The organism is Pseudomonas sp. 50_B (assembly GCF_017491625.1).
Taxonomy (GTDB): domain Bacteria; phylum Pseudomonadota; class Gammaproteobacteria; order Pseudomonadales; family Pseudomonadaceae; genus Aquipseudomonas; species Aquipseudomonas danubii.
Genome location: NZ_JAFGYX010000005.1, coordinates 257,759 through 280,794, shown reverse-complemented (window position 1 = coordinate 280,794; position 23,036 = coordinate 257,759). Strand labels below are relative to the sequence as shown.

The window sequence follows — 23,036 nt, the reverse complement described above, 5'->3', positions numbered from 1 at the left end:
CGGGCCAGTACTCGGCCTCAGGCGGCGTTCGGCTGACTCCAGAGGCTGTTCTCGGCCAGCCTGTCGAGGAGTTTCTGGCGCAACCTATGGGCCTGTTCGGGGGCGCTCTGACTCAGGGTTTCCAGGGCCAGGTGCAACTGCTGCAGCGGGTTTTCGCTGTTAAACAGGCTGCCCAGTTCCAGGCCGGCAATTGCTTCTTCGAAACGTTGCTGGCGGATATGGTTCAGCAGCGTGGCGTGGCTCAACTGGTTGGCATAGGACAGGTTCTGTTCCAGGCGGCTCTTGAGCTCGGCGGCCTTTGCCTGCTCGTCGATGTAGAGGTAGACCAGTGCCAGCTGTGCCAGGTGGTAGTTTTTTTCCGCTGGGTCCAGGGCCGCATTCTGAGCTTCGTCGTCGAGCGCTTGCACGGTCTGGTCCAGCAGTTCGATGGCTGGCCGGGTCTGTTCCAGGTCGTGCAGCAATTTGGCCTGTGCTGCCTGTTTCACCGGGCGATCGGCGTATTCGAGCTGGGTGTTGAGGTGCGCCACTTCCTCAAGGCCGTTGCGGATCAGCTCGCTGTCGCGGCGCTCGGGCGCCAGGGCAGCCTGCACCCACAACTGGGTTTCCACGATCAGCAGGCGATACCACGGCCATTGCTCAGCGCCACGCCAGGTCTCCAGTGTCAGCAGGGCCTGCTCCAGCAGGTGGGCGCACCAATGCGGGTGCTCCTCGAAGTAGGTGCGCCACACAGAGAGCAGGCACCAGAGACGCTGCGAGGGCGCGACCGCGCAGGCCTGCAAGGCCGCCTCGGCCTCGGCCAGCTCATGGCGCGCGACATGCCAGTGCAACAGGCTCAGCAGCATCTCGCTGGCGTGTCTCACCGGCACCTGGGCGATCAGCTGTGCCGCCAGATCCGGGCGGCTGGCGTCCAGGATCAGCTTGAGCAGCGGTGGGTAGCCGCAGTAGTCCTCGGGTTCGGGGTTCTGCGCCAGCAGTTCGAATCCGGCGTCGAATTCCCCGGCTTGTATCAGCAAGACCACGACGATGATCTGGGCCGACGCGGGCAATTGCGCGGCCATGGCCGGGAACTGCGCGTCCTGCCCCTGGGCACGGTACTCGCGCAGGGTCTGTTCCACTTCATACGGGTCCAGTTCGTCGGCCGGCTGTTTGAGCAGCAGTTGCCAGGCCAGGCCGAGGCTGATGGCGGCTTGCTCGGGCAGGCCCACACTGCGTTGCAGGGTCGCCAACTTTCGGTGCTCACTGGCAGAGCCCTGGTTCAGCTGCTCGACACCGAAGGTCACCAGCAAGGCGCGGGCCTGCTCAAGTTCACCGCTGGCCAGCAACAGCGGGATGCGCAGCAGGGGCGCTGACGGCAGGGGCTGATGCAGGCGCTCCAACAGGCTCAGCACCGCCTGTGGGCCGTCCTTGTCGAGCAGGGTTTCGAGCAGTCGGTACAGCGCCATGGGCTGGTAGGTTTCATCGAGCTCGGCCAGGACTTCCAGGGCCTGGGCCTGGTTGCCTTGCCGGTACAGTGTGGCGGGTATCTGCAGCAGCCCCTGTTGCCGGGCTTTGCCCGTCAGGCGCTGGGCCAGTTGCAGGGCCACCTGCGGTTCGACGGCGCTCAGGTACGCCGCGCGATAGATCTGCGCCTCCTCGTCCAGGTTGATGCCCAGGCTGCTGCCCTGGTCATTGCTGCTGCCCTTGTGGGCATAGACCACCAGCAGCGAGATCACGCCGGTGATGAGCAGCAGGATGATAAACACTTCCATGATTCGGTTTTCCTTGGGGCGAGAACTGAGCCTGGCGGACCGCGGCAATGTGCTGCCGGCATTGAAACGGCTGGAGCCGATGGTCAAGCCCTTGGACGCCAATGGCGCCCCGTTGGGGGCGCGCAAAAGGCTGCTGGGTCAGTTCGCCTGGAAGGCGCGCCAGGCCATCCCGCTGCTGAACCGCTCCAGCAGCTGTTGCTGGAGTTCGCTGGCCCGCTCGGGGGCCCGTTGCTGCAGCTCCTCAAGGGCCTGATACAGGCGTGACAGAGGCTTCTTGTCGCTGAGCAAGACGCTCAGGGTCAGGGCCTCGATGGCCTGGGCGTAACGCTGGTGCTCGATGTGATTGAGCAGCAGGTCCTCTTCCAGGTCGCGACTACCGGCCTCCAGGCTGTGCAATCGATCCTGCAGGGCCTGGGCCTGCTCTGCTTCGTCGATGCTCAGGTAGGCGCTGGCGATGTCCTCCAGATAGAAGGTTTTGTCCATCTCATCGACCTCCGGCAGGCTGTCGCTGTCCAGCAATGCCAAGGCTTGCTCCAGCAGGGTCCTGGCCTGGGCGGTCTGACCCAGGTCGTGCAGCAGCTGGGTCTGCTCGCGAGTGCACAGCAATTGCTGTTCGCCGTCTTGTTGCTGGTGCAGGCGGTGCAACTCCTCAAGGCCGCTGCGTACCAGCCAGCTGTCCCGGCGATGGGCCGGCAGATGGCTTTGCAGCTGGAGCTGGGTGCGCAGGGCCTGCATGCGCATGCCGCTCCAGAACTCATGGTCATGCTTGTAACCGTCGATCTGTTGCAGCGCCTTGGCCAGCAGTGCCTCGGCCCATTGCGGCTGCGTGGCGTGGTGCTGTTCACAGAGGCTGAGCATCAGGCCGGGATGCTGGCTCGGTTCAGGTTCCAGGGTCAGTAACAGAGCTTCGGCTTCAGCGGTCTGGCCTTGTGCTGCCAGATGGTTCAGCAGGCTCAGCAGCAGGCTGTAGCGATGCTGGTCGGGGGCTTTGTCCAGCAGACGCAGGGCGTTATCGATCGGCGGCAGGGCCAGGGTCAGGTCCATCAGTTCGCTGTGCGTGGTGGAGTAGAGCGCGTCGCTGATGGGGGCCAGCAGGTTGAGGGCTGAGTCCAGCTGAGCGGCCTTGATCAGGGCGGCGACTGCCTGGGCCTGTTCTTCTGCCGGCAATGGCGCGGCCCGGGTCAGGATCGTGTCGAACTGACCCAGGGTTGCGCAGGCTTCGAACAGGCTGCGCAACGTCGACTGGCGATGGCCCTCTTCGGTTTCTTCAAACGCCGACCATGCCTGTTCGACGCTGGCCAGCGCCGCGTCCTGCATCCCGGCCTGATGCTGCAGGCGCGCCAGGATCAGCAGGTTGCCGATGCTCTGGCGTTCCTGGGCGGCCGCTTGGCGCGGGTCGCTCAGTTCGCCCAGCACGGCCAGGGCCTGGTCCTGTTCGCCGCGGGCCTGAAGGATACGCACTTGCAGCAGCGGCCAGCTGGGCAGGGCTTCACCCCAGTTATCCAGGAGTTCCAGGCAGGCTTGGGTATCGTCGGAATCGAGCAGGGTTTCGATCAGGGTATTGAGCACGTAGTCCCGGGCGTGGGGCGGCAGTTGCTGGTAGATCGCCAGAGCCTGGGCCTTGTGTCCTGCCAGGTAGAGCTCGCTGGCCACCAACTGCAAGGCCAGTTCCCGGGCCTCGCCGGGTAGCGTCTCTGCCAGTTTCAGCGCCAGCAGCGGCTCGGCCTTGCTCAACAGCAGGGTCTGATTGATCTGGGCGGTGAGGTTGCTGGTCATTACCAGACCCTCGCTCTGTTCGGCGATTTTTCGGCGGGAGTACAGAATCAGTGCGATGAACACCAGCACGATGACAAGCAGGATGACAAAGAGGGTCATGGACGTCCTTTTCTATTGAACTGCGGCGTTGGCGCGTTACGCGCCAGCCGGTTTGCGCGGGGTTATAAAGCCATGGCTACAGGCTGGCAACCGACTTTACCCAGCCAATGCGTTTCAGCGGATGTCACCCAGAGCAGGGTTGGCCCGGTCAGTGGTCGGGCAGGGCGGCAGGTTTCGGGTTAGACTTGCCGCCTTTTCGCACACTCAAGAAGCCCGCACATGGCCCAGCCGTCCACCACCTACAAATTCGAACTGAACCTGACCGACCTCGACCGCGGGGTCTATGAAAGCGTCAAGCAGACCATCGCCCGTCACCCTTCGGAAACCGAAGAGCGCATGACAGTGCGGCTGCTGGCCTACGCCTTCTGGTACAACGAGCACCTGTCGTTCGGTCGGGGTCTGTCGGATGTGGATGAACCCGCCCTGTGGGAAAAGAGCCTGGATGACCGCGTCCTGCACTGGATCGAAGTCGGCCAGCCGGACGCCGATCGCCTGACCTGGTGCTCGCGTCGCACCGAGCGCACCAGCCTGCTGGCCTACGGCAGCCTGCGGGTCTGGCAGACCCGGGTGCTGGACGCGGTGAAGAACCTGAAGAACCTCAATATCGCCGGCGTGCCCCAGGACGTCCTTGAGACCCTGGCCAAGGACATGCCGCGCGTCATCAAGTGGGACGTGATGATCAGCGAAGGCACGATCTTCGTCACCGACGATCGCGGCCAGCACGAAGTGCAGCTGGAATGGCTGCTGGGCGAGCGCGGCTGATCGCCCGCTCTGCCCCTGAACGATCCACCGTCCCCCCAGAGAAGTTGCTGTTAGCCCATGCGTATCGAACCCCGTGAGTTGCCCGCCGTCCTGCCCTTTCTTGGCGATCTGCCGCCACTGCTGACCCGCCTTTATGCTGCCCGTGGCGTGCAATCGGTGGAGGAGCTGGACAAGAGCCTGGCGCGGCTGATCCCGTATCAGCAACTCAAGGGCATCGACGCCGCGGTGGACCTGCTGGTGACCGCTCTGGACCAGCGCCAGCGCATCCTCATCGTCGGCGACTTCGACGCCGACGGCGCCACCGCCAGCACCGTGGGCCTGCTGGGCCTGCGCCTGCTGGGCGCGGCCCATGTCGATTACCTGGTGCCCAACCGCTTCGAATACGGCTACGGCCTGACCCCGGAAATCGTCGCCGTGGCCCTGCAGCGTGAGCCGCAGCTGCTGATCACCGTGGACAACGGCATCTCCAGCGTCGAAGGCGTGGCCGCAGCCAAGGCCGCAGGCTTGCAGGTGCTGGTCACCGACCACCACTTGCCCGGCCATGAACTGCCGGCGGCGGACGCCATCGTCAACCCCAACCAGCCGGGCTGCGAGTTTCCGAGCAAGGCCCTGGCCGGGGTCGGGGTGATCTTCTATGTGCTGATGGCCCTGCGTGCGCGCCTGCGCAGCCTGGGTCGCTATGAAACCCGGCCGCAGCCGAACATTGGCGAGCTGCTGGACCTGGTGGCCCTGGGCAGCGTGGCGGACGTGGTGCCCTTGGACGCCAACAACCGCATCCTGGTGCATCAGGGCCTGGAGCGGATTCGCGCCGGTCGCGCGCGGCCGGGGCTCAAGGCGATTCTCGAAGTGGCCAAGCGCGATCACTCGCGCATCACCTCCACCGACCTGGGCTTTATTCTCGGCCCGCGGCTCAACGCCGCCGGGCGCTTGGACGACATGAGCCTGGGCATCGAGTGCCTGCTCAGCGACGACGTCTCGGCGGCCCGGGCCATGGCCGCCCAGCTCGACGAGCTGAACCAGGACCGCAAATCCATCGAGCAGGGCATGCAGCGCGAGGCCCTGGCCCAGCTCAAGGAACTGCCGGTGGAGTCCATGCCGTTCGGCCTGTGCCTGTTCGATGCCGACTGGCACCAGGGGGTGATCGGGATTCTCGCTTCGCGCCTGAAAGAGCGTTATCACCGGCCGACCATCGCCTTTGCCGATGCCGGCGAGGGCATGCTCAAGGGCTCGGCGCGTTCGGTGCCGGGCTTTCATATCCGCGACGCCCTGGACGCCGTGGCCGCGCGCCATCCGCAACTGATCAGCAAGTTCGGCGGCCACGCCATGGCCGCCGGCCTGTCCCTGCCGGAGCAGAACTTCCCGGCCTTTGCCGAGGCCTTCGACGCAGAAGTGCGGCGCCAGCTGCGCGAAGAAGACCTCACCGGGCGCCTGCTGTCGGACGGCACCCTGGCGGTGGAAGAGTTCCACCTGGAACTGGCCCGCGCCTTGCGCCACGCCGGTCCCTGGGGCCAGCACTTCCCCGAGCCGATGTTCCATGGCGTGTTCGAACTGGTGGAGCAGCGCATCGTCGGCGAACGCCACCTGAAAGTGGTGCTGCGCAGCGAATGCGGCTCGCTGAAGCTGGACGGCATCGCCTTTGGCATCGACCGCGAAGTCTGGCCCAACCCGACCATCCGCTGGGTGGAGCTGGCCTACAAGCTTGACCTCAACGAGTTCCGTGGCCAGGAAACCGTACAGTTGATGATTGCCCATATCGAACCGCGCTAACCTGCAAAAGGGCCGCCGAGCCGTGCCCGGCGCCCTCCCGCCGCCCCTGTAGCCGCTGTCGAGCCTATGGCGAGGCTGCGAAAAGGCCCGGCGCTCTCTCGCCGCCCCCTGTAGCCGCTGTCGAGCTTATGGCGAGGCTGCGAAAAGGCCCGCAGGGCCTTGCCTGGCGATCTCCCGCCGAACCTCTGGCAGCCTTCAAATCCCGCGTCTGCTGCGTCGGAATGCCGCCCAAGCCGGTCGCAGCCTGCGGCAGCGGCTACAGGGGCCGGTGGTGCAGTTTTTTGCTCGGGCACTCTGTCGGCGACAGTGTTGTCGACTAGTCTCTAAGCACTGTCTGATTGGCCTTGTGACCTTTTGTCATTCTTCTACCCGCGGGGGCGGGCGCTTCACTTCGCAGTCACTCGTCGACCGTTCAAACAGAACCCTGGAGCCTGACCATTGATCGAGAGGTGCCCCATGAGTCTGCTGCTTGAACCCTATACCGTGCGTCAACTGACCCTGCTCAACCGCATCGCCGTGTCGCCCATGTGCCAGTACTCGTCGGTGGACGGGCTGGCCAATGACTGGCATCTGGTGCACCTGGGCAGCCGTGCCGTCGGCGGCGCCGGTTTGATCTTCACCGAAGCCACGGCGGTCACCGCCGAGGGCCGGATCACCGCCCAGGACCTGGGCCTGTGGAACGACGCCCAGATCGAACCCTTACAGCGCATCACCCGTTTCATCACCGCCCAGGGCGCGGTGGCGGGTATCCAGTTGGCCCATGCCGGGCGCAAGGCCAGTACCCATCGGCCCTGGCTGGGCAAGTCCGGCAGCGTCAAGCCCGAGGACGGCGGCTGGGTGCCGGTGGGGCCATCGCGGATTGCCTTCGATCCGCAGCACACGCCGCCCACACAACTGGACCAAGGGCAGATCGACGAGATTATCCAGGCCTTCGTCGCGGCCGCCAAGCGGGCCCTGGTGGCCGGCTTCAAGGTGGTGGAGGTGCATGCCGCCCACGGCTACCTGCTGCACCAGTTCCTCTCGCCCTTGAGCAATCAGCGTCAGGACCTGTACGGCGGTTCGTTCGAAAATCGCATTCGCCTGGTGTTGCAAGTGACCGAGGCGGTACGAAAAGTCTGGCCCGAAGAGCTACCGCTGTTTGTGCGGGTGTCGGCTACCGATTGGGTGGAGGACGGCTGGAACCCGGACGAGACCGTGGAGCTGGCGCGGCGCCTCAAGGATCTGGGGGTGGATTTGATCGATGTGTCGTCCGGCGGCACCGCGGCCAATGCCGAGATTCCCACCGGGCCGGGTTATCAGACGCGCTTTGCCGAGCGAGTGCGCAAGGAGTCGGGCATGGCCACCGGCACCGTGGGACTGATCACGGAACCGGCCCAGGCCGAGCACATTCTGCGCACCTGTCAGGCGGACATCATCTTCCTGGCCCGGGAGCTGCTGCGCGATCCTTACTGGCCACTGCATGCCGATGATGACCTGGGCGGGCGCAAGGCGATCTGGCCGGCGCAGTACCAGCGGGCCACCCACAGGGACCAGCCGATTCACGAGTCGGACTTGCGCGATTAAGGTTGTGCCGATGTAAAAAAACCGGCCCGTGTGGGCCGGTTTTTTTGTGTCTGACTGCTGGCCGCCTTCGCGGGCAAGCCCGCTCCTGCGGAGGCGGTGCGATCTGTAGGAGCCGGCTTGCCGGGGGCTGTCAGCCGATCAGGGGTATTTGCGCTTGTCCGGCGCCGGGGGGAAGTACTGGTACAGCCAGGTTTCGCTCAGGGTGCGGTCCTGGGTGCGGATGAACAGCCGCAGTTCCACCGGGTCGACGCTGTCGTTGGTCGGGTACCAGTCGAAGAGGATGCGGTAGCCCTTGATCTCGTCCAGCACCAGGATGCTGAAATCCTTGACCTCGCCGTTGGAGGCGGTGACCACCGGTTCGATGCCAGTGCCGGCGGGCAGACGATCGAGGCCGCCGCCGGTGAAGTCCACGGCAAAGCGTCGGGCCCAGACTGGCGGGTAGTGCTCGCCCGGGGCCCAGCCTTCGACGAAGCCGCCCATGCCGGAACGGGTGGCGTGGACCCGTGCCATTGGCGTGCCTACCGGCGGCAGGGCGCTCCAGTAGAGCTTGTAGCCGTAGTTCAGGGAGTCGCCGGCGGCCACGGGTTTTTTCGGGGTCCAGAAGGCCACGATGTTGTCCATGGTTTCGCCGGTGGTGGGGATTTCCAGCAGGTCGATGCTGCCTTCGCCCCAGGCGGTGGTGGGCTCGACCCACAGGCTCGGACGACGGCTGTACCAGTCCACGGTGTCCTGGTAGCTGGCGAACTCGTGGTCGGTCTGCACCAGGCCGAAGCCCTTCGGGTCCTTGTCGGCGAAAGCGTTGAATTGCAGGGTCGCCGGGTTGTTCAACGGGCGGCAGATCCATTCGCCATTGCCGCGCCACATGGCCAGGCGGTCGGAGTCGTGGATCTGCGGGTGGATGGTGTCGCACATGCGCCGTTCATGGGTGCCGCAGCTGAACATGCTGGTCATCGGTGCGATGCCCAGTTGTTCGATGGCGGTACGGGCATTGATGTGGGCGTCGATCTCCATCACCACGCGCTCGGCCTGGCAGTCGATGTCGAAGCGGTAGGCACCGGTGGCGCTTGGCGAATCCAGCAGGGCGTAGACCACGAAGCGGGTGCTGTCCTTGTCCGGGGTCTCGAACCAGAACTGGGTGAAGTCGGGGAATTCCTCACGGCGCTTGGCGTAGGTGTCGATGGCCAGGCCCCGGGCCGACAGGCCGTACTGGCCGGTGGCGTCCACCGCACGGAAATAGCTGGCGCCGAGGAAGGACACCACGTCATGCCTGTCCAGCTCCGGAGCCTTGAACAGCTTGAAGCCGGCAAAGCCCAGGTCGCCCTTGAGCTGGGCGGTGTCGACGCTGGTGTTCTGGTAGTTGAACAGCGCGGGACGGAAGTGCACTTCCCGCGCCTGACGGGTCTTGGGGTCGACGCTGTGCATGCGCACCGGTTGCTTGAAGCCCATGCCCACATGGAAGAACTGCACATCCAGCTGGCCGTTCAGGTCATTCCACAGCGAGTGCTGGCTGTCGTACTGGATGGCGTTGAAGTTCTGCGGCGTCATCTGCGCCAGGGTCGGTGGCAGCACCTGCTTGGTGTCCACGTATCGCTGGCCGGCCAGTTGCTTGGCCTGGGCCTTGAGACGCTCGAAGTCGAATGCCTGGGCTTGGCCATCAGCGGCGCCGGCCCAGGCCCTGGCTGCCAGCAGACCGCTGGCCGAGAGGCCGGTGTAGGCCGCCAGGGCCATGGAGGCTTTGAGGAGATTCCTGCGGTGCATAGGTGAACCTTATACGGGGAAAGATCCCCAGCCGTTCCTGGCTGTATGAGGGGATCGCGAGGTGAGGTTCGGTCAAGCCATCGGCCAAACGCAACTGAATGTAAACAGACGGCGGATAGAATAAACGGTTCGCCAGGGGCAGAAAAATGATTAGCTTGTGTCCATTGGTAACCACTGATCAGCTCCAGGAGCCTGTCCCATGCTGCACCCGCGCTTGCTCAGCGAAGACGATATCCAACGGCTCAAATTGATCGACCGTGCCGAGGTCATCGATGAGTTCTACCGCCTGCAGGAGGGGGTTCTGCTGCGTTATGCCCAGCATGAAGTGGTGGAGGGCTGGCCGGAGGGCGAGGCCGAGCATGACGCGCTGATCTTGCAGCAGTGTTACCAGCGCGGCGGCTGGTTGTACGGGGTGTTCGATGGCCCGGCTCTGGTGGCCGCGGCGGTGGTGGATTGCCTGCCCATCGAGGCTGCCGGGCTGGACTTGCGGCAGTTGAAGTTCCTGCATGTGAGCCGGGCTTATCGCGGCCTTGGCCTGGGCCGGCAACTCTTCGCCCTGGCTCGGGAGCAGGCCCTGTTCATGGGCGCCCAGGGCTTGTACGTGTCGGCCACGCCGTCGCGGCACACCGTGGATTTTTACACCGGCCTGGGCTGTGAGCTGCTGGCCATCCCGGACCCGGAGCTGCTGCGCCTGGAGCCCGAGGATATCCACCTCTATCTGCGTCTGGTTTAAGCCTGGAGGGGCTTGCGCCAGTTCGGCCAGGCACCGATGGTCAGCGCCCGCAGCAGCCACTCGCAAGGGCCGTACTGATGAGTACGCAGCCACAGGGCGCTGAGTTGCATCTGCAGCCAGTAGATGGCGATGACCAGGACGGGCATCCACAGCGGCGACAGATGGTTGATCAGCCCCAGTCCGTAGCCGGTGAACAGCAGGCAGAGGATCAGTGATTGCAGCAGGTAGTTGCTCAGGGACATCCGGCCCAGAGGGGCCAGGCGTTGGCACAGACGCTGGCCCAGAGGGGAATGAAAGGCCCTGAGCAGCAGCATGGCGTAACTGGCCGAGAGCAGCGGCGCGGTCAGTTGGCTGATGCTGTAGCCGATGACTTCCAGACCACCACCGGGGGCGTAGGCTGCCCAGTATCCGTAAAGCAGGGCGCCGCCCAGACCCAGGGGCAGGGTCAGGGCCAGCAGCCCTGGCAGCCTGCGTTCAAAGCGGTAAGGCGCCGCCAGCAGGCCTTTGCGCCCGGCGACATAGCCCAGCAGGAACATCGCCAGGGTGCTGGGGCCCTGCAGTAGCCACAGGGCAGAAGCGGTCTCCAGCAGGTGAGAGGCGTTGTAGGCCAGGGTATCCAGGGCATCGCCCCCCAGGGCCATGTCCTTGAGCACCGCTGCGCCGTCGGTGGCGCCGGTGTAGAGACCGGCGCTCAGCAGTTGGACACCCAACAGCAGGATCAGCACGGCGGTTCCCGTGATCAGCACCAGCGCCAGGGTCGCGGCCCACCTTGCCGACAACCCGCGCAACGCCAGCAGCACCAGGCCCAGCAGCGCGTACAGGGTGAGGATCTCGCCGTAGAACAGCAGCGCGCCATGCACCAGGCCGATGGCCAGCAAGGCCAGTTGCCGCCGCAGCATGCGCGGCACGAAGCGTTCGCCCGCTCGCTCGGCGGAGGCCATCTGCAGGGTGAAGCTGTAGCCGAACAGGAAGGAGAACAGCAGGTAGAACTTGGCCTCGAACAGCACCGACACCAGCCAGCGGATCAGGTGGTCGAGGTCGCTGGCGTAGGCCGGGTTGCTGACCGGCGAGGCGTAGTAGGGGTCGGCGAAAGACCAGATGTTCACCGCCAGGATGCCCAGCAGCGCGAAGCCGCGCAGGGCATCGACCTGCTGCAGGCGCGCGGCCTGGCGCGGTAATGGCGCGTTCATTTCCGGGACCTGGGCTGCGGGGCGTGTTCCAGAGCGGCGAGGTGCATGGGCGGGCCTGTCGGTGAACGGAGTGAAGGCTCAATTAACGCGATCAGGCGGTGTGCGGGCAATCAAACTCTTGTGAAAAAAAGTCAACAAACCTGCGGCGCCGTGTCCGCCCCGGGGCCCGCACGCCGCTCCGGGGTCAGCTCCCCGCCGGCGCCGTGGCTGGCAGGCACTGGGCTCCACCGGCGGGTGTTTGGCCTTTTTTCGTCCACCAAGTCAGGGGCCGGATGCTGTTCAGGTCGCCGCGCTTGATCGCTTCTTGGTAGCAGGCCAGGGCCCGGGGGCCATCGGTGGTGCCCCACTTGCCCTCGGCGTAGCCGCTGCCCAGGTAGTAGTAGGCGTCGGCCGATTCCAGTTCCCGGGCGGTGCGCTGCACCAGCTCTTCGGACTTGCGCGGTTGCTGGCATTCATTGACGGAGCCATCGCCGCGGGGGTCGCAGTAGTACATCGACAGCATCAACGCCGCCTCGGCATCGGTCTGGGCGTAAGGCAGCAGCAGTTCTTCCGGCTCCCCGGGCTTGAGCTCCGGTGCCATGCCCGAGTAACCCAGGCTCACGGCCCGCACCGCCGCCGTGGCCGAGCCATGCCGGGCGGCGTCCAGCAGAAGCTGCTGGCCCAGCTCGAAGAAGTACTGGGTCAACAGGTACTGCTCGCGACCGCCGTAGCCCAGGAACAGATCGGCCTTGCGCATCTGCCGCTGCAGGGCGGTTTCATTGGCCGGAGCATCCTGGTTGAGCAGGCCGTCCATGGACCACTGCTCCACCCGCACCAGTTGCCAGCAGGCGCCCTGTTGAAAGACGAAGGCCTGGACCACGTCGCCCAGCGGATCATGCACCACCAGGGTCTGGCTCTCCCAGAAGGCTTGCAGTCCGGCCCGAGCCTGGGCCTGTGGATCGAGCAGGGTCAGCAGGTGGCGGGTATCGCCCGTCAGCTTGTGCCGGGTGGTGATCTCGCGGCCGTACTCGTCATGGCTCGGGCGCTGTTCAATCAGCGGCGAGTCGGTGAACGCTTGCTGCAGCTGCGGGCTGCTGGCAAAGGCCTTGAGGAAGGTCGGCAGGTCGCTGGACGGGCAGGCGGGCGCAGCGGCCTGTGCCGCCTGGGTGGCGGCGCCAAGCAACAGGGCGGCGAGCAACGGGCGCAAGAGATGACGAAGGGCGGGCATCGGCGAACTCATCGAGGTTGGAGGCGGAGCGCGGTTCATGGCGTGTCCGGCGGGGGCGTCGGCACGCAGCAGCGGCACAGCCACTGCGCCAGCCAGATTGCCAGCAGCAGCGGCACGCTCATCAGGAAGCAATAGACGTAGCCACGTATCGGATGGTCGGGAAACATCGCCCAGGCGGTGAACAGCACCAGGGCGCCGACGAGGCCCAGCTTGGCCTTCAGGTTGGGCACCAGGGCCACCAGCACGCTGACGAGGATCAGCAATTGGAGCAGGAGTTCCACCATCACTCCCAGGCCAAAGCCCTTGGCGATGGAACCGAAGTGGCTGCGATACACCGATATGCCCCAGACATGTGCCAGATAGAACAGCGGCGCCGGCAGCGAAAGGGGCACGAGGCCGGTGATGATGCGTATCAGGTGATAACGGCCTACGGCGTCCAGGCTCATGGGCGGCACTCGTGGGCGGTGGCACAGTTCTGTCGGGGCATGGGCGCATCCTTGCTGCCGGAAGGTCTTCAGCGATTCCGGTCGGTGGCGCCGGGTTTTTTCAGGCGGGCGATAGTGCCGTAACTCGGGGCGCTAATCCAGTCTGGCAGCCTGGGTGGGTACTGATCGAGGACCCTTGATGCAGGCATTTCGCGCGCGTGGGGGGCTTCGTTGGCAAGCCGGCTCCTGCAAGGGGATCTTGGTCGTGGTGCAGGTCATGTGTCTGGCCTGTTGTCCGGTCCTGTGTCCGGTTCCTGGGAAAGCAACATTCAGAAGCACTATCGTCCCCCTGAACCTGGGCACTTCTCTCTAGGCTTACGGCCTTATGTGTCGATGTGACACCCAATTTTCCGGAGGCGGCAGATGAACACCCGTGGATTGCTCGATCAATTACTCAGGTCCGGTCAGGAGTTGCTGCAGAACAAGGCAGGCGCGGCGCCAACGGACAAGGCCCGGCCCGACTCCAGTGGCCTTGGCGGCTTGCTCGGCGGCAAGGCCGGCGGCCTGGGTGGACTGCTGTCCGGAGCGGGCGGCGGGGCCCTGGCAGCTGGCGCCATGGGCTTGCTGCTGGGCAACAAGAAGGCCCGCAAGTTTGGCGGCAAGGCCCTGACCTATGGCGGCCTGGCGGCTCTCGGAGTGCTGGCCTACAAAGCCTACGGCAACTGGCAAGCGCAACAGGGCACTGCTCCTCGCAACGAGCCGCAGACCCTTGACCGGCTGCCGGCGCAGCAGGTGGAGCAGCACAGCCAGGCGATCCTCAAGGCCCTGGTGGCGGCAGCCAAGGCCGATGGTCACGTGGACGAACGTGAGCGGGCACTGATCGAAGGCGAGTTCCGCAAGCTGGACAACGATCCGCAATTGCAGAACTGGCTGCACAGCGAGTTGAACAAACCCCTGGACCCGGCGGACGTGGCCCGTGCTGCCAGCACCCCGGAGATGGCGGCCGAGATGTACCTGGCCAGCGTGATGCTGGTGGATGAAGAACACTTCATGGAAAAGGCCTACCTGGACGAACTGGCGCGTCAGTTGAAACTGGCGCCGGGGCTCAAGGCCGAACTGGAAAGCCAGGTGCGCCAGAGCGTTCTCTGAAGCACCTGGGACTTGTCGTTTGCCAAGGATGGCGGTTCTGCCGGAAGGTATTGCCGAAATACCTTCTGCAAGCCTGAAAGTGCCCGCTAAGCCACCATCCAGAGCGGGTGCACAAAGATGCCGAAAGTGCCATTCGGGTTCTTAAACCACCCATAAAACCTGCATCGTCCTCGGCTATACTCCTCGCATTTTTGAATGGCTTCGAGGACTGACTGTGAAGAACTGGACGTTGCGCCAACGCATTTTGGCGAGCTTTGCGGTGATTATTGCCATCATGTTGTTGATGGTCGTCGTCTCGTACTCGCGCCTGTTGAAGATCGAAGCCGGTGAAGAGCGCATGCGCAATGACGCGGTGCCCGGGGTCTATTTCAGTTCGATGATTCGCGGAGCCTGGGTCGACAACTACCGACAGACGATGGAAATCATCGGACTCAAGCGGGACCAGGGCATCAGCGCCCAAGACCAGGAGAACTTCAGGAAATATGAAGAAAACCTGCAGACTCAGATGGCCGGTTACCAGCAGTCCATCACCGCTGAGGAGGATCGGATTGCGTTCGCGGCCTTCGAGAAAGACCATCAAGAGTTCAATCGCGTCATGGCCCAGGTGCTGGACCTGCACCTGCGGAACCAGAGTGCTGAGGCGATCCGCTTGTTCAACGAGCAACTGACCCCGCTCTGGATCAAGGGCCGCATCAAGCTCAACGAGCTCATCAGTTTCAACAAGCGCATAGCCGATTCTGCCACCCATGCCATCGACGATGCCGTGGCCGCAGCCAAGGTTGGGATGGGCGTGTCGTTGCTGGTGGCGATTTTCGTCGCTGGTCTATGTGGCCTGCTGTTGATGCGGGCGATCATGGCGCCGATGAATCGCATCGTGAGCATTCTTGAAATCATGCGCACCGGTGACCTCAGCGGCCGTTTGAACCTGGAGCGCAAGGACGAGTTCGGCGCGGTGGAAACCGGCTTCAACGACATGATGACCGAGCTCACCGCCCTGGTATCGCAGGCCCAGCGTTCGTCGGTGCAGGTCACCACGTCGGTGACCGAGATTGCCGCCACCTCCAAGCAGCAACAGGCCACCGCCACCGAGACCGCCGCCACCACCACGGAAATTGGTGCCACTTCGCGGGAAATCGCCGCAACATCCCGGGATCTGGTGCGCACCATGACTGAAGTATCCAGCGCCGCCGATCAGGCTTCGGTGCTTGCCGGTTCCGGCCAGCAAGGCCTGGCGCGCATGGAAGACACCATGCATTCGGTGATGGGCGCCGCGGACCTGGTGAACGCCAAGCTGGCGATCCTCAATGAGAAGGCCGGCAACATCAATCAGGTGGTGGTGACCATCGTCAAGGTTGCCGACCAGACCAACCTGCTGTCGTTGAACGCCGCCATCGAGGCGGAGAAAGCCGGCGAGTACGGTCGCGGCTTTGCCGTGGTGGCCACTGAAGTGCGACGTCTGGCGGATCAGACCGCCGTCGCCACCTACGACATTGAACAGATGGTCCGTGAGATCCAGTCGGCGGTGTCGGCGGGGGTCATGGGCATGGACAAGTTTTCCGAAGAGGTGCGTCGCGGCATGGCCGAGGTGCAGCAGGTGGGTGAGCAACTGTCGCAGATCATCCATCAGGTCCAGGCGCTGGCGCCTCGGGTGCTGATGGTCAATGAAGGGATGCAGGCCCAGGCCACCGGCGCCGAGCAGATCAACCATGCCCTGGTGCAACTGGGGGATGCCAGCAGCCAGACTGTCGAGTCCCTGCGCCAGGCCAGCTTTGCCATTGATGAGCTGAGCCAGGTGGCCGTGGGCCTGCGCAGCGGCGTCTCGCGTTTCAAAGTCTGATGGATGAGTTCGCGCACAAGCGCAGCGCCGCAGCCGGGGCGCGCAGTGCTCTGTTCCTGGTGTTCCGCATCGGTCAGGAGCGCTATGCACTACAGGCTGTTGACGTGGTGGAGGTGTTGCCGCGCCTGCAGCTCAAGCCCATTGCCCAGGCACCGTCCTGGGTCGCCGGGGTCTTTGCCTATCGCGGGGTGGTGGTGCCGGTCATCGACCTGTGCGAGCTGACGTTCGGGCGTGCGGCGCAGTTGCGTACCAGTACCCGGTTGGTGCTGGTGCACTACCGTGGCGACGGCTTCCAGCCACCCCGAGTGCTGGGTTTGTTGCTGGAGCAGGCCAACGACACGTTGCGCTGCGACCCCCAGGAATTCCAGCCCTATGGCCTGGACAACCGCCAGGCGCCGTATCTGGGACCGGTGCGTGAAGACGCCCAGGGGCTTTTGCAATGGGTGCGGGTCGATGACTTGCTGAGCGCGCAGGTGCGGGAGTTGCTGTTTCCGGCCGAGCCTCTGGACCCGGCGTCGCTTGAGGAGCTTCGATGAGCGACGAACAACGGTTTTTCGACTTTCTCAAAGAGCGAATCGGCCTGGACGTCGCCTCGGTGGGCCCGGCGATCATCGAACGCGCGGTGCGCCAGCGCAGCAATGCCCTGTATGCCCGCAGCAGCGATGAGTACTGGCAAAAGCTGCAAGGCTCGCGGGATGAGCAGCAGGCACTGATCGAGGCGGTGATCGTTCCGGAAACCTGGTTTTTCCGTTATCCGGAATCCTTTGCCACCCTGGTCAAGCTGGCCAAGGAACGTCTGTCACAGATCAAGGGCATGCGCGCCTTGCGCCTGTTGAGCCTGCCCTGTTCCACCGGTGAGGAGCCTTACTCGATTGCCATGGCTCTGCTGGATGGCGGCCTGGCTCCCCATCAGTTCAAGGTCGACGGCCTGGACGTCAGCCCGTTGTCAGTGGAGCGGGCCCGGGGGGCGGTCTATGGCAAGAATTCCTTTCGTGGCCAGAACACCGAGTTTCGCGAGCTGCACTTTTGCGCCGAGGGTGATCGTTATCGCTTGAGCGAGCGGGTTCGCGAGCAGGTACGGCTGCAGGTGGGCAATGTCCTGGACCCGGGCTTGCTGGCCAGCGAGCCGCCTTTCGACTTTGTCTTCTGTCGCAACCTGCTGATTTATTTCGACCAGCCGACCCAGCGTCAGGTGTTCGAGGTGCTCAAGCGCCTGACCCATGAAGAGGGGGTGCTGTTCATCGGGCCTGCCGAGGGCAGCCTGCTGGGGCGGCTGGGCATGCGTTCGATTGGCATTCCCCAGTCCTTTGCCTTCAGCCGGCACAGCGAGCCCGAGCCTGCACCGGCTCCCGTGGCCTTGCCTCAGCCCTTGTCCTTGCCCCTGCCGCCGCGCAGCTCGGTGCCTGCGGCGCCGCGCCAGCGCCCCTTTGCCGTCCGTGCAGCCCCGGCCCCGGTGGCCGAGAGCACGCCGCCGGACAGCGATGCCGCGAGCCTGCTGGCCAACATTGCCGCCTTGGCCAATGAGGGCAAGAGCGCGCAAGCCCGTGCCGCCTGCGAGCGCTATCTGCAACAGCATGAACCTGTGGCCCAGGTGTTCTATTGGCTGGGGCTGCTCAGCGATGTGGCCGGCAACGCCATGGAAGCCCAGGGTTTCTACCGCAAGGCCCTGTACCTGGCTCCCCAGCACCCTGAAGCCCTGGCGCACCTGGCGGCGCTGCTGGCATCCCAGGGCGATGTCGCCGGAGCCCAACGATTGCAGGAGCGCGCTGCCCGCAGCACTCGCTCTGCCGACAGTGAGTTGAAACGATGAGCCATTCCTACTCATTGGACGTGACCCGTGAAGATGCGCAGGCCATCGACGATTGCTGGAACCGCATCGGCATCCACGGCGACAAGTCCTGCCCCTTGCTCGCCGAGCATATCCATTGCCGTAACTGCGCGGTCTACTCCGCCGCTGCTACGCGCCTGCTGGACCGCTATTCGTTGCGTCAGGAGGACCGGGAACACGCGCTGAACCTGGAGGCCGACAGCGATGTGGTCACCCGTTCGCTGCTGATGTTCCGTCTCGGCGAGGAGTGGCTGGGACTGGCGACCCGGTGCCTGCTGGAGGTGGCACCGCTGCAGGAAATCCATTCCTTGCCTCACCAGCGTTCCCGGGCGTTGTTGGGGGTGGCCAACGTGCGCGGGGCCCTGGTGGCCTGTCTGTCATTGACCGAACTGCTGGGCCTGGATGGCACACCGGTGGTCGCTGCTGCCGGGCGGGTCATGCCGCGGATGCTGATCATTGGGGCCGAGGGCGGCCCGGTGGTGGTGCCGGTGGATGAGGTGCATGGTATCCATGCCCTCGATGAACGCCTTCTCAACGCTGCCTCGCTCTCCGGAGAACAAGCCAATGCCAAGTACACCCGTGGCGTGCTGCAATGGCAGGGACGTAGCCTGCGCTTGCTGGATGAAGAGCAACTGCTCTTGGCCGTGACCCGGAGCCTGACATGACCCCCGATCAAATGCGCGATGCCTCGTTGCTGGAACTGTTCAGCCTGGAAGCCGAGGCCCAGACCCAGGTACTCAGTACCGGGCTGCTGGCCCTGGAGCGCAATCCGACCCAGGCCGACCAGTTGGAGGCCTGCATGCGCGCCGCCCACTCACTCAAAGGCGCGGCGCGGATTGTTGGGGTCGATGCCGGGGTCAGCGTTGCCCATGTGATGGAGGATTGCCTGGTCAGTGCCCAAGAAGGGCGACTGTACCTGCAGCCCGAGCATATCGACGCCCTGTTGCAGGGCACTGACCTGTTGATGCGGATTGCCAGTCCCGGGGGCACCGAGACCGTGGCGCCGGATGTTCCGGGCTATGTGGCGTTGATGGAGCAGTTGCTGGCTCATGGACCGGGGGCGCCAAGCGTGCCGGCCCAGGCCAGCGCCGCGCCAGAGCCGCAGTTGGAAGCACCAGTGGCGCCCATGGCGCAGTTGCCGAGGGAACTGGAGCCCTTGCCGCCACCTAGCGATCCGGCCCTGGAGCCGGCAGTGAGCAGCGGGCGCCCAGGCAAGCGCATGACCGAAGGCGGCGAGCGGGTGCTGCGGGTGACCGCCGAGCGCCTCAACAGCTTGCTGGACCTGTCGAGCAAATCCCTGGTGGAAACCCAGCGGCTCAAGCCCTACCTGGTCACGATGCAGCGCCTCAAACGGATTCAGAGCAACAGCCTGACCGCCCTGGAAAATCTCAACCTGCACCTTAAGGAGCATGCGCTGAGCCTGGAGGCCCAGGAGGCACTGGCCGACGCGCGGCGCTTGCTGGCCGAGTCCCAGCAACTGTTGGCGCTGCAGACCGCCGAGCTCGATGAGTTCGGCTGGCAGGCCAGTCAACGGGCCCAGGTGCTTTATGACACGGCCTTGGCCTGTCGCATGCGGCCCTTTGCCGATGTCCTCACCGGTCAGGTGCGCATGGTCCGCGATCTGGGGCGCAGCCTGGGTAAACAGGTACGCCTGGAAGTTGAAGGCGAGAAAACCCAGGTCGACCGCGATGTGTTGGAGAAACTCGAAGCACCGCTGACTCACCTGCTGCGCAATGCCGTCGACCACGGCATCGAGCTGCCTGAGCAGCGCCTGTTGGCGGGCAAGCCGGCCGAAGGGGTGATTCGTCTGCGGGCCTCGCACCAGGCCGGTCTTCTGGTGCTGGAACTCAGTGATGACGGTAACGGCGTGGATCTTGAGCGCTTGCGCCAGAGCATTGTCGAGCGTCAGCTGTCGCCGGCCCCGACCGCCGCCCAGCTCAGCGAGGAAGAATTGCTGACGTTCCTGTTCCTGCCGGGCTTCAGCCTGCGGGACAAGGTCACCGAGGTTTCCGGACGCGGCGTCGGCCTGGATGCGGTGCAGCATATGGTGCGGCAGCTGCGTGGCGCGGTGGAGCTGGAGCAGACCAGCGGCCAGGGCAGCCGTTTCCACCTGGAAGTGCCCTTGACCCTGTCGGTGGTGCGCAGCCTGGTGGTGGAGGTCGGCGACGAGGCCTACGCCTTTCCGCTGGCCCATATCGAACGCATGTGCGACCTGGAGCCCGAGTCCATCGTCCAGGTGGAAGGGCGCCAGCATTTCTGGCACGAGGGGCGGCATGTAGGGCTGGTGGCCGCCAGTCAACTGTTGCAGCGGCCGGCGACCGAGACCAACGCGCCGACTCTCAAGGTGGTGGTGATTCGCGAGCGCGATGCGGTGTACGGGATCGCCGTGGAGCGCTTTATCGGCGAGCGCACCCTGGTGGTGCTGCCGCTGGATGACCGCCTGGGCAAGATCCAGGATATTTCCGCCGGGGCCCTGCTCGATGATGGTCGGGTGGCGCTGATCGTGGATGTCGAGGACATGCTGCGTTCGGTGGACAAACTGCTCAATACCGGCCGCCTGGAGCGCATCTCACGTCATCACCAGCAGCATGCACAGGCTGCGCGCAAGCGTATTCTGGTGGTGGACGACTCACTGACGGTGCGAGAGTTGCAGCGCAAGCTATTGATCAATCGCGGCTACGATGTGGCCGTTGCAGTGGACGGCATGGATGGCTGGAATGCCTTGCGTTCGGAAAGCTTCGACTTGCTGATCACCGATATCGATATGCCGCGAATGGATGGAATTGAATTGGTCACACTCTTGCGTCGCGACAATCGCCTGCAGTCCCTGCCGGTGATGGTGGTGTCCTACAAGGATCGTGAGGAAGACCGGCGCCGTGGACTGGATGCCGGTGCCGACTACTATCTAGCCAAAGCCAGTTTCCATGACGACGCCCTGCTCGACGCAGTGGTTGAGCTGATTGGAGGAGCGCGGGCATGAAGATAGCGATAGTCAACGACATGCCCATGGCCGTGGAGGCGTTGCGCCGGGCCCTGGCCTTCGACCCCAGCCACGAGGTGGTGTGGGTGGCCACCAATGGCGCCGAGGCGGTGAAATACTGCGCCGAACTGACGCCGGACCTGATTCTCATGGACCTGATCATGCCGGTCATGGATGGTGTCGAGGCCACGCGGCGGATTATGGCCGAGTCGCCTTGCGCCATCGTGATCGTCACGGTCGACCGCCAGCAGAATGTGCACCGAGTGTTCGAGGCCATGGGCCATGGCGCCCTGGACGTGGTGGATACCCCGGCCCTGGGTGCGGGCAATGCCCAGGAGGCGGCGGCGCCGCTGCTGCGCAAGATCCTCAATATCGGCTGGCTGATCGGCCAGCGTGGCAGTCGGGTGCGCTCGGCGCCGGTGCCGCTGCGCAGTGGTGCGCCACGCCAGAGCCTGGTGGCCATTGGCTCCTCCGCTGGTGGCCCGGCGGCCCTGGAAGTGTTGCTCAAGGGCTTGCCAAAGGACTTTCCCGCCGCCATCGTGCTGGTCCAGCACGTTGATCAGGTGTTTGCCGCCGGCATGGCCGAGTGGCTCAGCAGCGCCTCCGGCCTGCAGGTACGGCTGGCCCGGGAGGGCGAGCCGCCGCAAAGCGGCACCGTATTGCTGGCAGGCACCAACCACCATATCCGCTTGTTGAAGAACGGCACCCTGGCCTACACCGCCGAACCGGTGAATGAAATCTACCGGCCCTCCATCGACGTGTTTTTCGAGAGTGTCGCCAGCTATTGGAATGGCGATGCGGTGGGGGTGCTGCTGACCGGCATGGGTCGCGATGGTGCCCAGGGCTTGAAGTTGATGCGCGATCAGGGTTATTTGACCATCGCTCAGGACCAGAACAGTAGCGCGGTGTATGGCATGCCCAAGGCGGCCGCTGCCATCGGTGCCGCCGCAGAGATTCGCCCACTGGACAAGATTGCTCCACGTTTGCTGGAGATATTTGCCAAATGACTGAAAAACGCAGCTGTCCTGGCCAGGTAGCAACTCAGGTGACAACCCATGAATGATTTACAGCTCGACGAATTCAAGACCGACGAAAACGCCGCGATGGTGTTGCTGGTGGATGACCAGGCCATGATCGGCGAGGCCGTTCGGCGTGGGTTGGCGAATGAGGAAAACATCGACTTCCACTTCTGCGCCGATCCTCACCAGGCCATCGCCCAGGCCATCCGCATCAAGCCCACGGTGATCCTCCAGGACCTGGTGATGCCAGGGCTGGATGGTCTGACCCTGGTGCGCGAGTACCGTAATCATCCGGCGACCCAGAACATCCCGATCATTGTCCTCTCGACCAAGGAAGACCCGCTGATCAAGAGTGCGGCCTTTGCCGCCGGGGCCAACGACTACCTGGTCAAGCTGCCGGACAACATCGAGCTGGTGGCGCGCATTCGCTATCACTCGCGCTCCTACATGACCCTGTTGCAGCGCGATGCGGCCTACCGTGCGTTGCGGGTCAGCCAGCAGCAATTGCTGGACACCAACCTGGTGCTGCAGCGACTGATGAACTCCGACGGCCTGACCGGGCTGTCCAACCGTCGGCACTTCGACGAATACCTGGAACTGGAATGGCGTCGGGCAATGCGTGAGCAGAGCCAGCTGTCGTTGTTGATGATCGACGTCGATTACTTCAAGACCTACAACGATACCTTCGGCCACCTGGAGGGGGATGAAGCCCTGCGCAAGGTGGCCACGGCGATTCGTGAAGCCAGCAGCCGGCCCTCGGACCTGCCGGCGCGCTACGGCGGCGAAGAGTTCGTGCTGGTGCTGCCCAATACCTCGCCGGGCGGGGCGCGACTGGTGGCGGAGAAGCTGCGCCAGACCGTGGAAGCGTTGAAAATCCCTCATATCGTGCCGGTGGAGGGCGCCAGCCTGACCATCAGCATCGGTCTTTCCACCGTAACGCCGCAGCCCAACAGCCATTGTCGACAGTTGATTTCGGCGGCGGACAAGGGGCTGTACCTTGCGAAGAACAACGGTCGCAACCAGGTAGGGATCGAGTAGCGGCTCTGGGGGGCGGCTCATGGCCTGCGGGTAGCGGGCTGGCCCCGGCTGCGTTTCGGACCCGGGCGCAGGTGGATCAGGGCGGTAAAATGGCGCCTGCGCGCGAATCTCAGTGGTTCGCTCACTGAAATTAGATGGTCGATTGGCCTCTAAAGCC

Annotated in this window: 18 protein-coding genes; 12 read left to right on the top strand and 6 right to left on the bottom strand. The window is 64.5% G+C overall.

The features are described 5' to 3' along the window. Positions 1-17: 17 nt before the first annotated feature. Both J5M73_RS09825 and J5M73_RS09820 read right to left on the bottom strand, forming a co-directional pair. Positions 18-1,748: a hypothetical protein gene (locus J5M73_RS09825; protein WP_102861318.1), complete on the bottom strand. Its 1,731-nt coding sequence runs from the start codon at positions 1,746-1,748 to the stop codon at positions 18-20. Positions 1,749-1,886: 138 nt separating this feature from the next. Then, positions 1,887-3,623 (bottom strand): hypothetical protein, encoded by a 1,737-nt coding sequence (locus J5M73_RS09820; protein WP_102861319.1) that lies wholly within the window; start codon positions 3,621-3,623, stop codon positions 1,887-1,889. A 219-nt stretch (positions 3,624-3,842) separates the two neighbouring features. On the opposite strand from J5M73_RS09820, the gene J5M73_RS09815 reads away from it, so the two are divergent. The 3 genes from J5M73_RS09815 to J5M73_RS09805 all read left to right on the top strand — a co-directional run bounded on the left by J5M73_RS09815 (position 3,843) and on the right by J5M73_RS09805 (position 7,715). Further along, complete coding sequence (locus J5M73_RS09815; RefSeq protein ID WP_041116152.1) at positions 3,843-4,385, top strand: YaeQ family protein; 543 nt, start codon at positions 3,843-3,845, stop codon at positions 4,383-4,385. A 57-nt stretch (positions 4,386-4,442) separates the two neighbouring features. Further along, entirely contained in the window at positions 4,443-6,152 is a 1,710-nt protein-coding gene (recJ, locus tag J5M73_RS09810; RefSeq protein ID WP_207815509.1) for a single-stranded-DNA-specific exonuclease RecJ, read from the top strand. 456 nt (positions 6,153-6,608) lie between these two features. Beyond that, positions 6,609-7,715 carry an NADH:flavin oxidoreductase/NADH oxidase gene (locus tag J5M73_RS09805; protein ID WP_102861321.1) on the top strand — a complete coding sequence of 369 codons (1,107 nt, stop codon included), beginning with the start codon at positions 6,609-6,611 and terminating at the stop codon, positions 7,713-7,715. 138 nt (positions 7,716-7,853) lie between these two features. Here J5M73_RS09805 and J5M73_RS09800 read toward each other — a convergent pair whose 3' ends face one another. Further along, positions 7,854-9,473, bottom strand: coding sequence for a glucan biosynthesis protein D (locus J5M73_RS09800; RefSeq protein ID WP_102861322.1), 1,620 nt, complete (start codon positions 9,471-9,473; stop codon positions 7,854-7,856). Between the two features lie 199 nt (positions 9,474-9,672). On the opposite strand from J5M73_RS09800, the gene J5M73_RS09795 reads away from it, so the two are divergent. Further along, positions 9,673-10,206: a GNAT family N-acetyltransferase gene (locus J5M73_RS09795; RefSeq protein WP_102861323.1), complete on the top strand. Its 534-nt coding sequence runs from the start codon at positions 9,673-9,675 to the stop codon at positions 10,204-10,206. Here J5M73_RS09795 and J5M73_RS09790 read toward each other — a convergent pair. The 3 genes from J5M73_RS09790 to J5M73_RS09780 form a co-directional block, all read right to left on the bottom strand. After that, entirely contained in the window at positions 10,203-11,396 is a 1,194-nt protein-coding gene (locus J5M73_RS09790; protein ID WP_102861324.1) for a DUF418 domain-containing protein, read from the bottom strand. The genes J5M73_RS09795 and J5M73_RS09790 overlap by 4 nt on opposite strands. 184 nt (positions 11,397-11,580) lie before the next feature. After that, a complete protein-coding gene (locus tag J5M73_RS09785; protein ID WP_243433737.1) occupies positions 11,581-12,603 on the bottom strand; it encodes a hypothetical protein in 1,023 nt (340 codons plus the stop codon). A gap of 35 nt (positions 12,604-12,638) precedes the next feature. Continuing rightward, positions 12,639-13,049 (bottom strand): hypothetical protein, encoded by a 411-nt coding sequence (locus J5M73_RS09780; protein ID WP_102861325.1) that lies wholly within the window; start codon positions 13,047-13,049, stop codon positions 12,639-12,641. A gap of 402 nt (positions 13,050-13,451) precedes the next feature. Here J5M73_RS09780 and J5M73_RS09775 point away from each other — a divergent pair, with 402 nt between their 5' ends. The 8 genes from J5M73_RS09775 (at position 13,452) to J5M73_RS09740 (ending at position 22,879) form a co-directional block, all read left to right on the top strand. Beyond that, positions 13,452-14,177 carry a tellurite resistance TerB family protein gene (locus J5M73_RS09775; protein WP_102861326.1) on the top strand — a complete coding sequence of 242 codons (726 nt, stop codon included), beginning with the start codon at positions 13,452-13,454 and terminating at the stop codon, positions 14,175-14,177. A 214-nt stretch (positions 14,178-14,391) separates the two neighbouring features. Then, on the top strand, positions 14,392-16,014 hold the full coding sequence (locus J5M73_RS09770) for a methyl-accepting chemotaxis protein (RefSeq protein WP_102861327.1): 1,623 nt from the start codon (positions 14,392-14,394) through the stop codon (positions 16,012-16,014). Continuing rightward, positions 16,014-16,550: a chemotaxis protein CheW gene (locus J5M73_RS09765; RefSeq protein WP_102861328.1), complete on the top strand. Its 537-nt coding sequence runs from the start codon at positions 16,014-16,016 to the stop codon at positions 16,548-16,550. Before J5M73_RS09770 ends, J5M73_RS09765 begins: the two co-directional genes overlap by 1 nt. Further along, complete coding sequence (locus J5M73_RS09760; RefSeq protein ID WP_102861329.1) at positions 16,547-17,824, top strand: protein-glutamate O-methyltransferase CheR; 1,278 nt, start codon at positions 16,547-16,549, stop codon at positions 17,822-17,824. The genes J5M73_RS09765 and J5M73_RS09760 overlap by 4 nt, the downstream gene beginning before the upstream one ends. Then, positions 17,821-18,507, top strand: a complete 687-nt coding sequence (locus J5M73_RS09755) for a chemotaxis protein CheW (protein ID WP_102861330.1) — start codon at positions 17,821-17,823, stop codon at positions 18,505-18,507. The genes J5M73_RS09760 and J5M73_RS09755 overlap by 4 nt, the downstream gene beginning before the upstream one ends. Then, a complete protein-coding gene (locus tag J5M73_RS09750; protein WP_102861331.1) occupies positions 18,504-20,822 on the top strand; it encodes a hybrid sensor histidine kinase/response regulator in 2,319 nt (772 codons plus the stop codon). Before J5M73_RS09755 ends, J5M73_RS09750 begins: the two co-directional genes overlap by 4 nt. Then, complete coding sequence (locus J5M73_RS09745) at positions 20,819-21,829, top strand: chemotaxis response regulator protein-glutamate methylesterase (protein ID WP_110652336.1); 1,011 nt, start codon at positions 20,819-20,821, stop codon at positions 21,827-21,829. Before J5M73_RS09750 ends, J5M73_RS09745 begins: the two co-directional genes overlap by 4 nt. Positions 21,830-21,877: 48 nt before the next feature. Beyond that, positions 21,878-22,879: a PleD family two-component system response regulator gene (locus J5M73_RS09740; RefSeq protein ID WP_102861333.1), complete on the top strand. Its 1,002-nt coding sequence runs from the start codon at positions 21,878-21,880 to the stop codon at positions 22,877-22,879. The last annotated feature ends 157 nt before the right edge of the window (positions 22,880-23,036 follow it).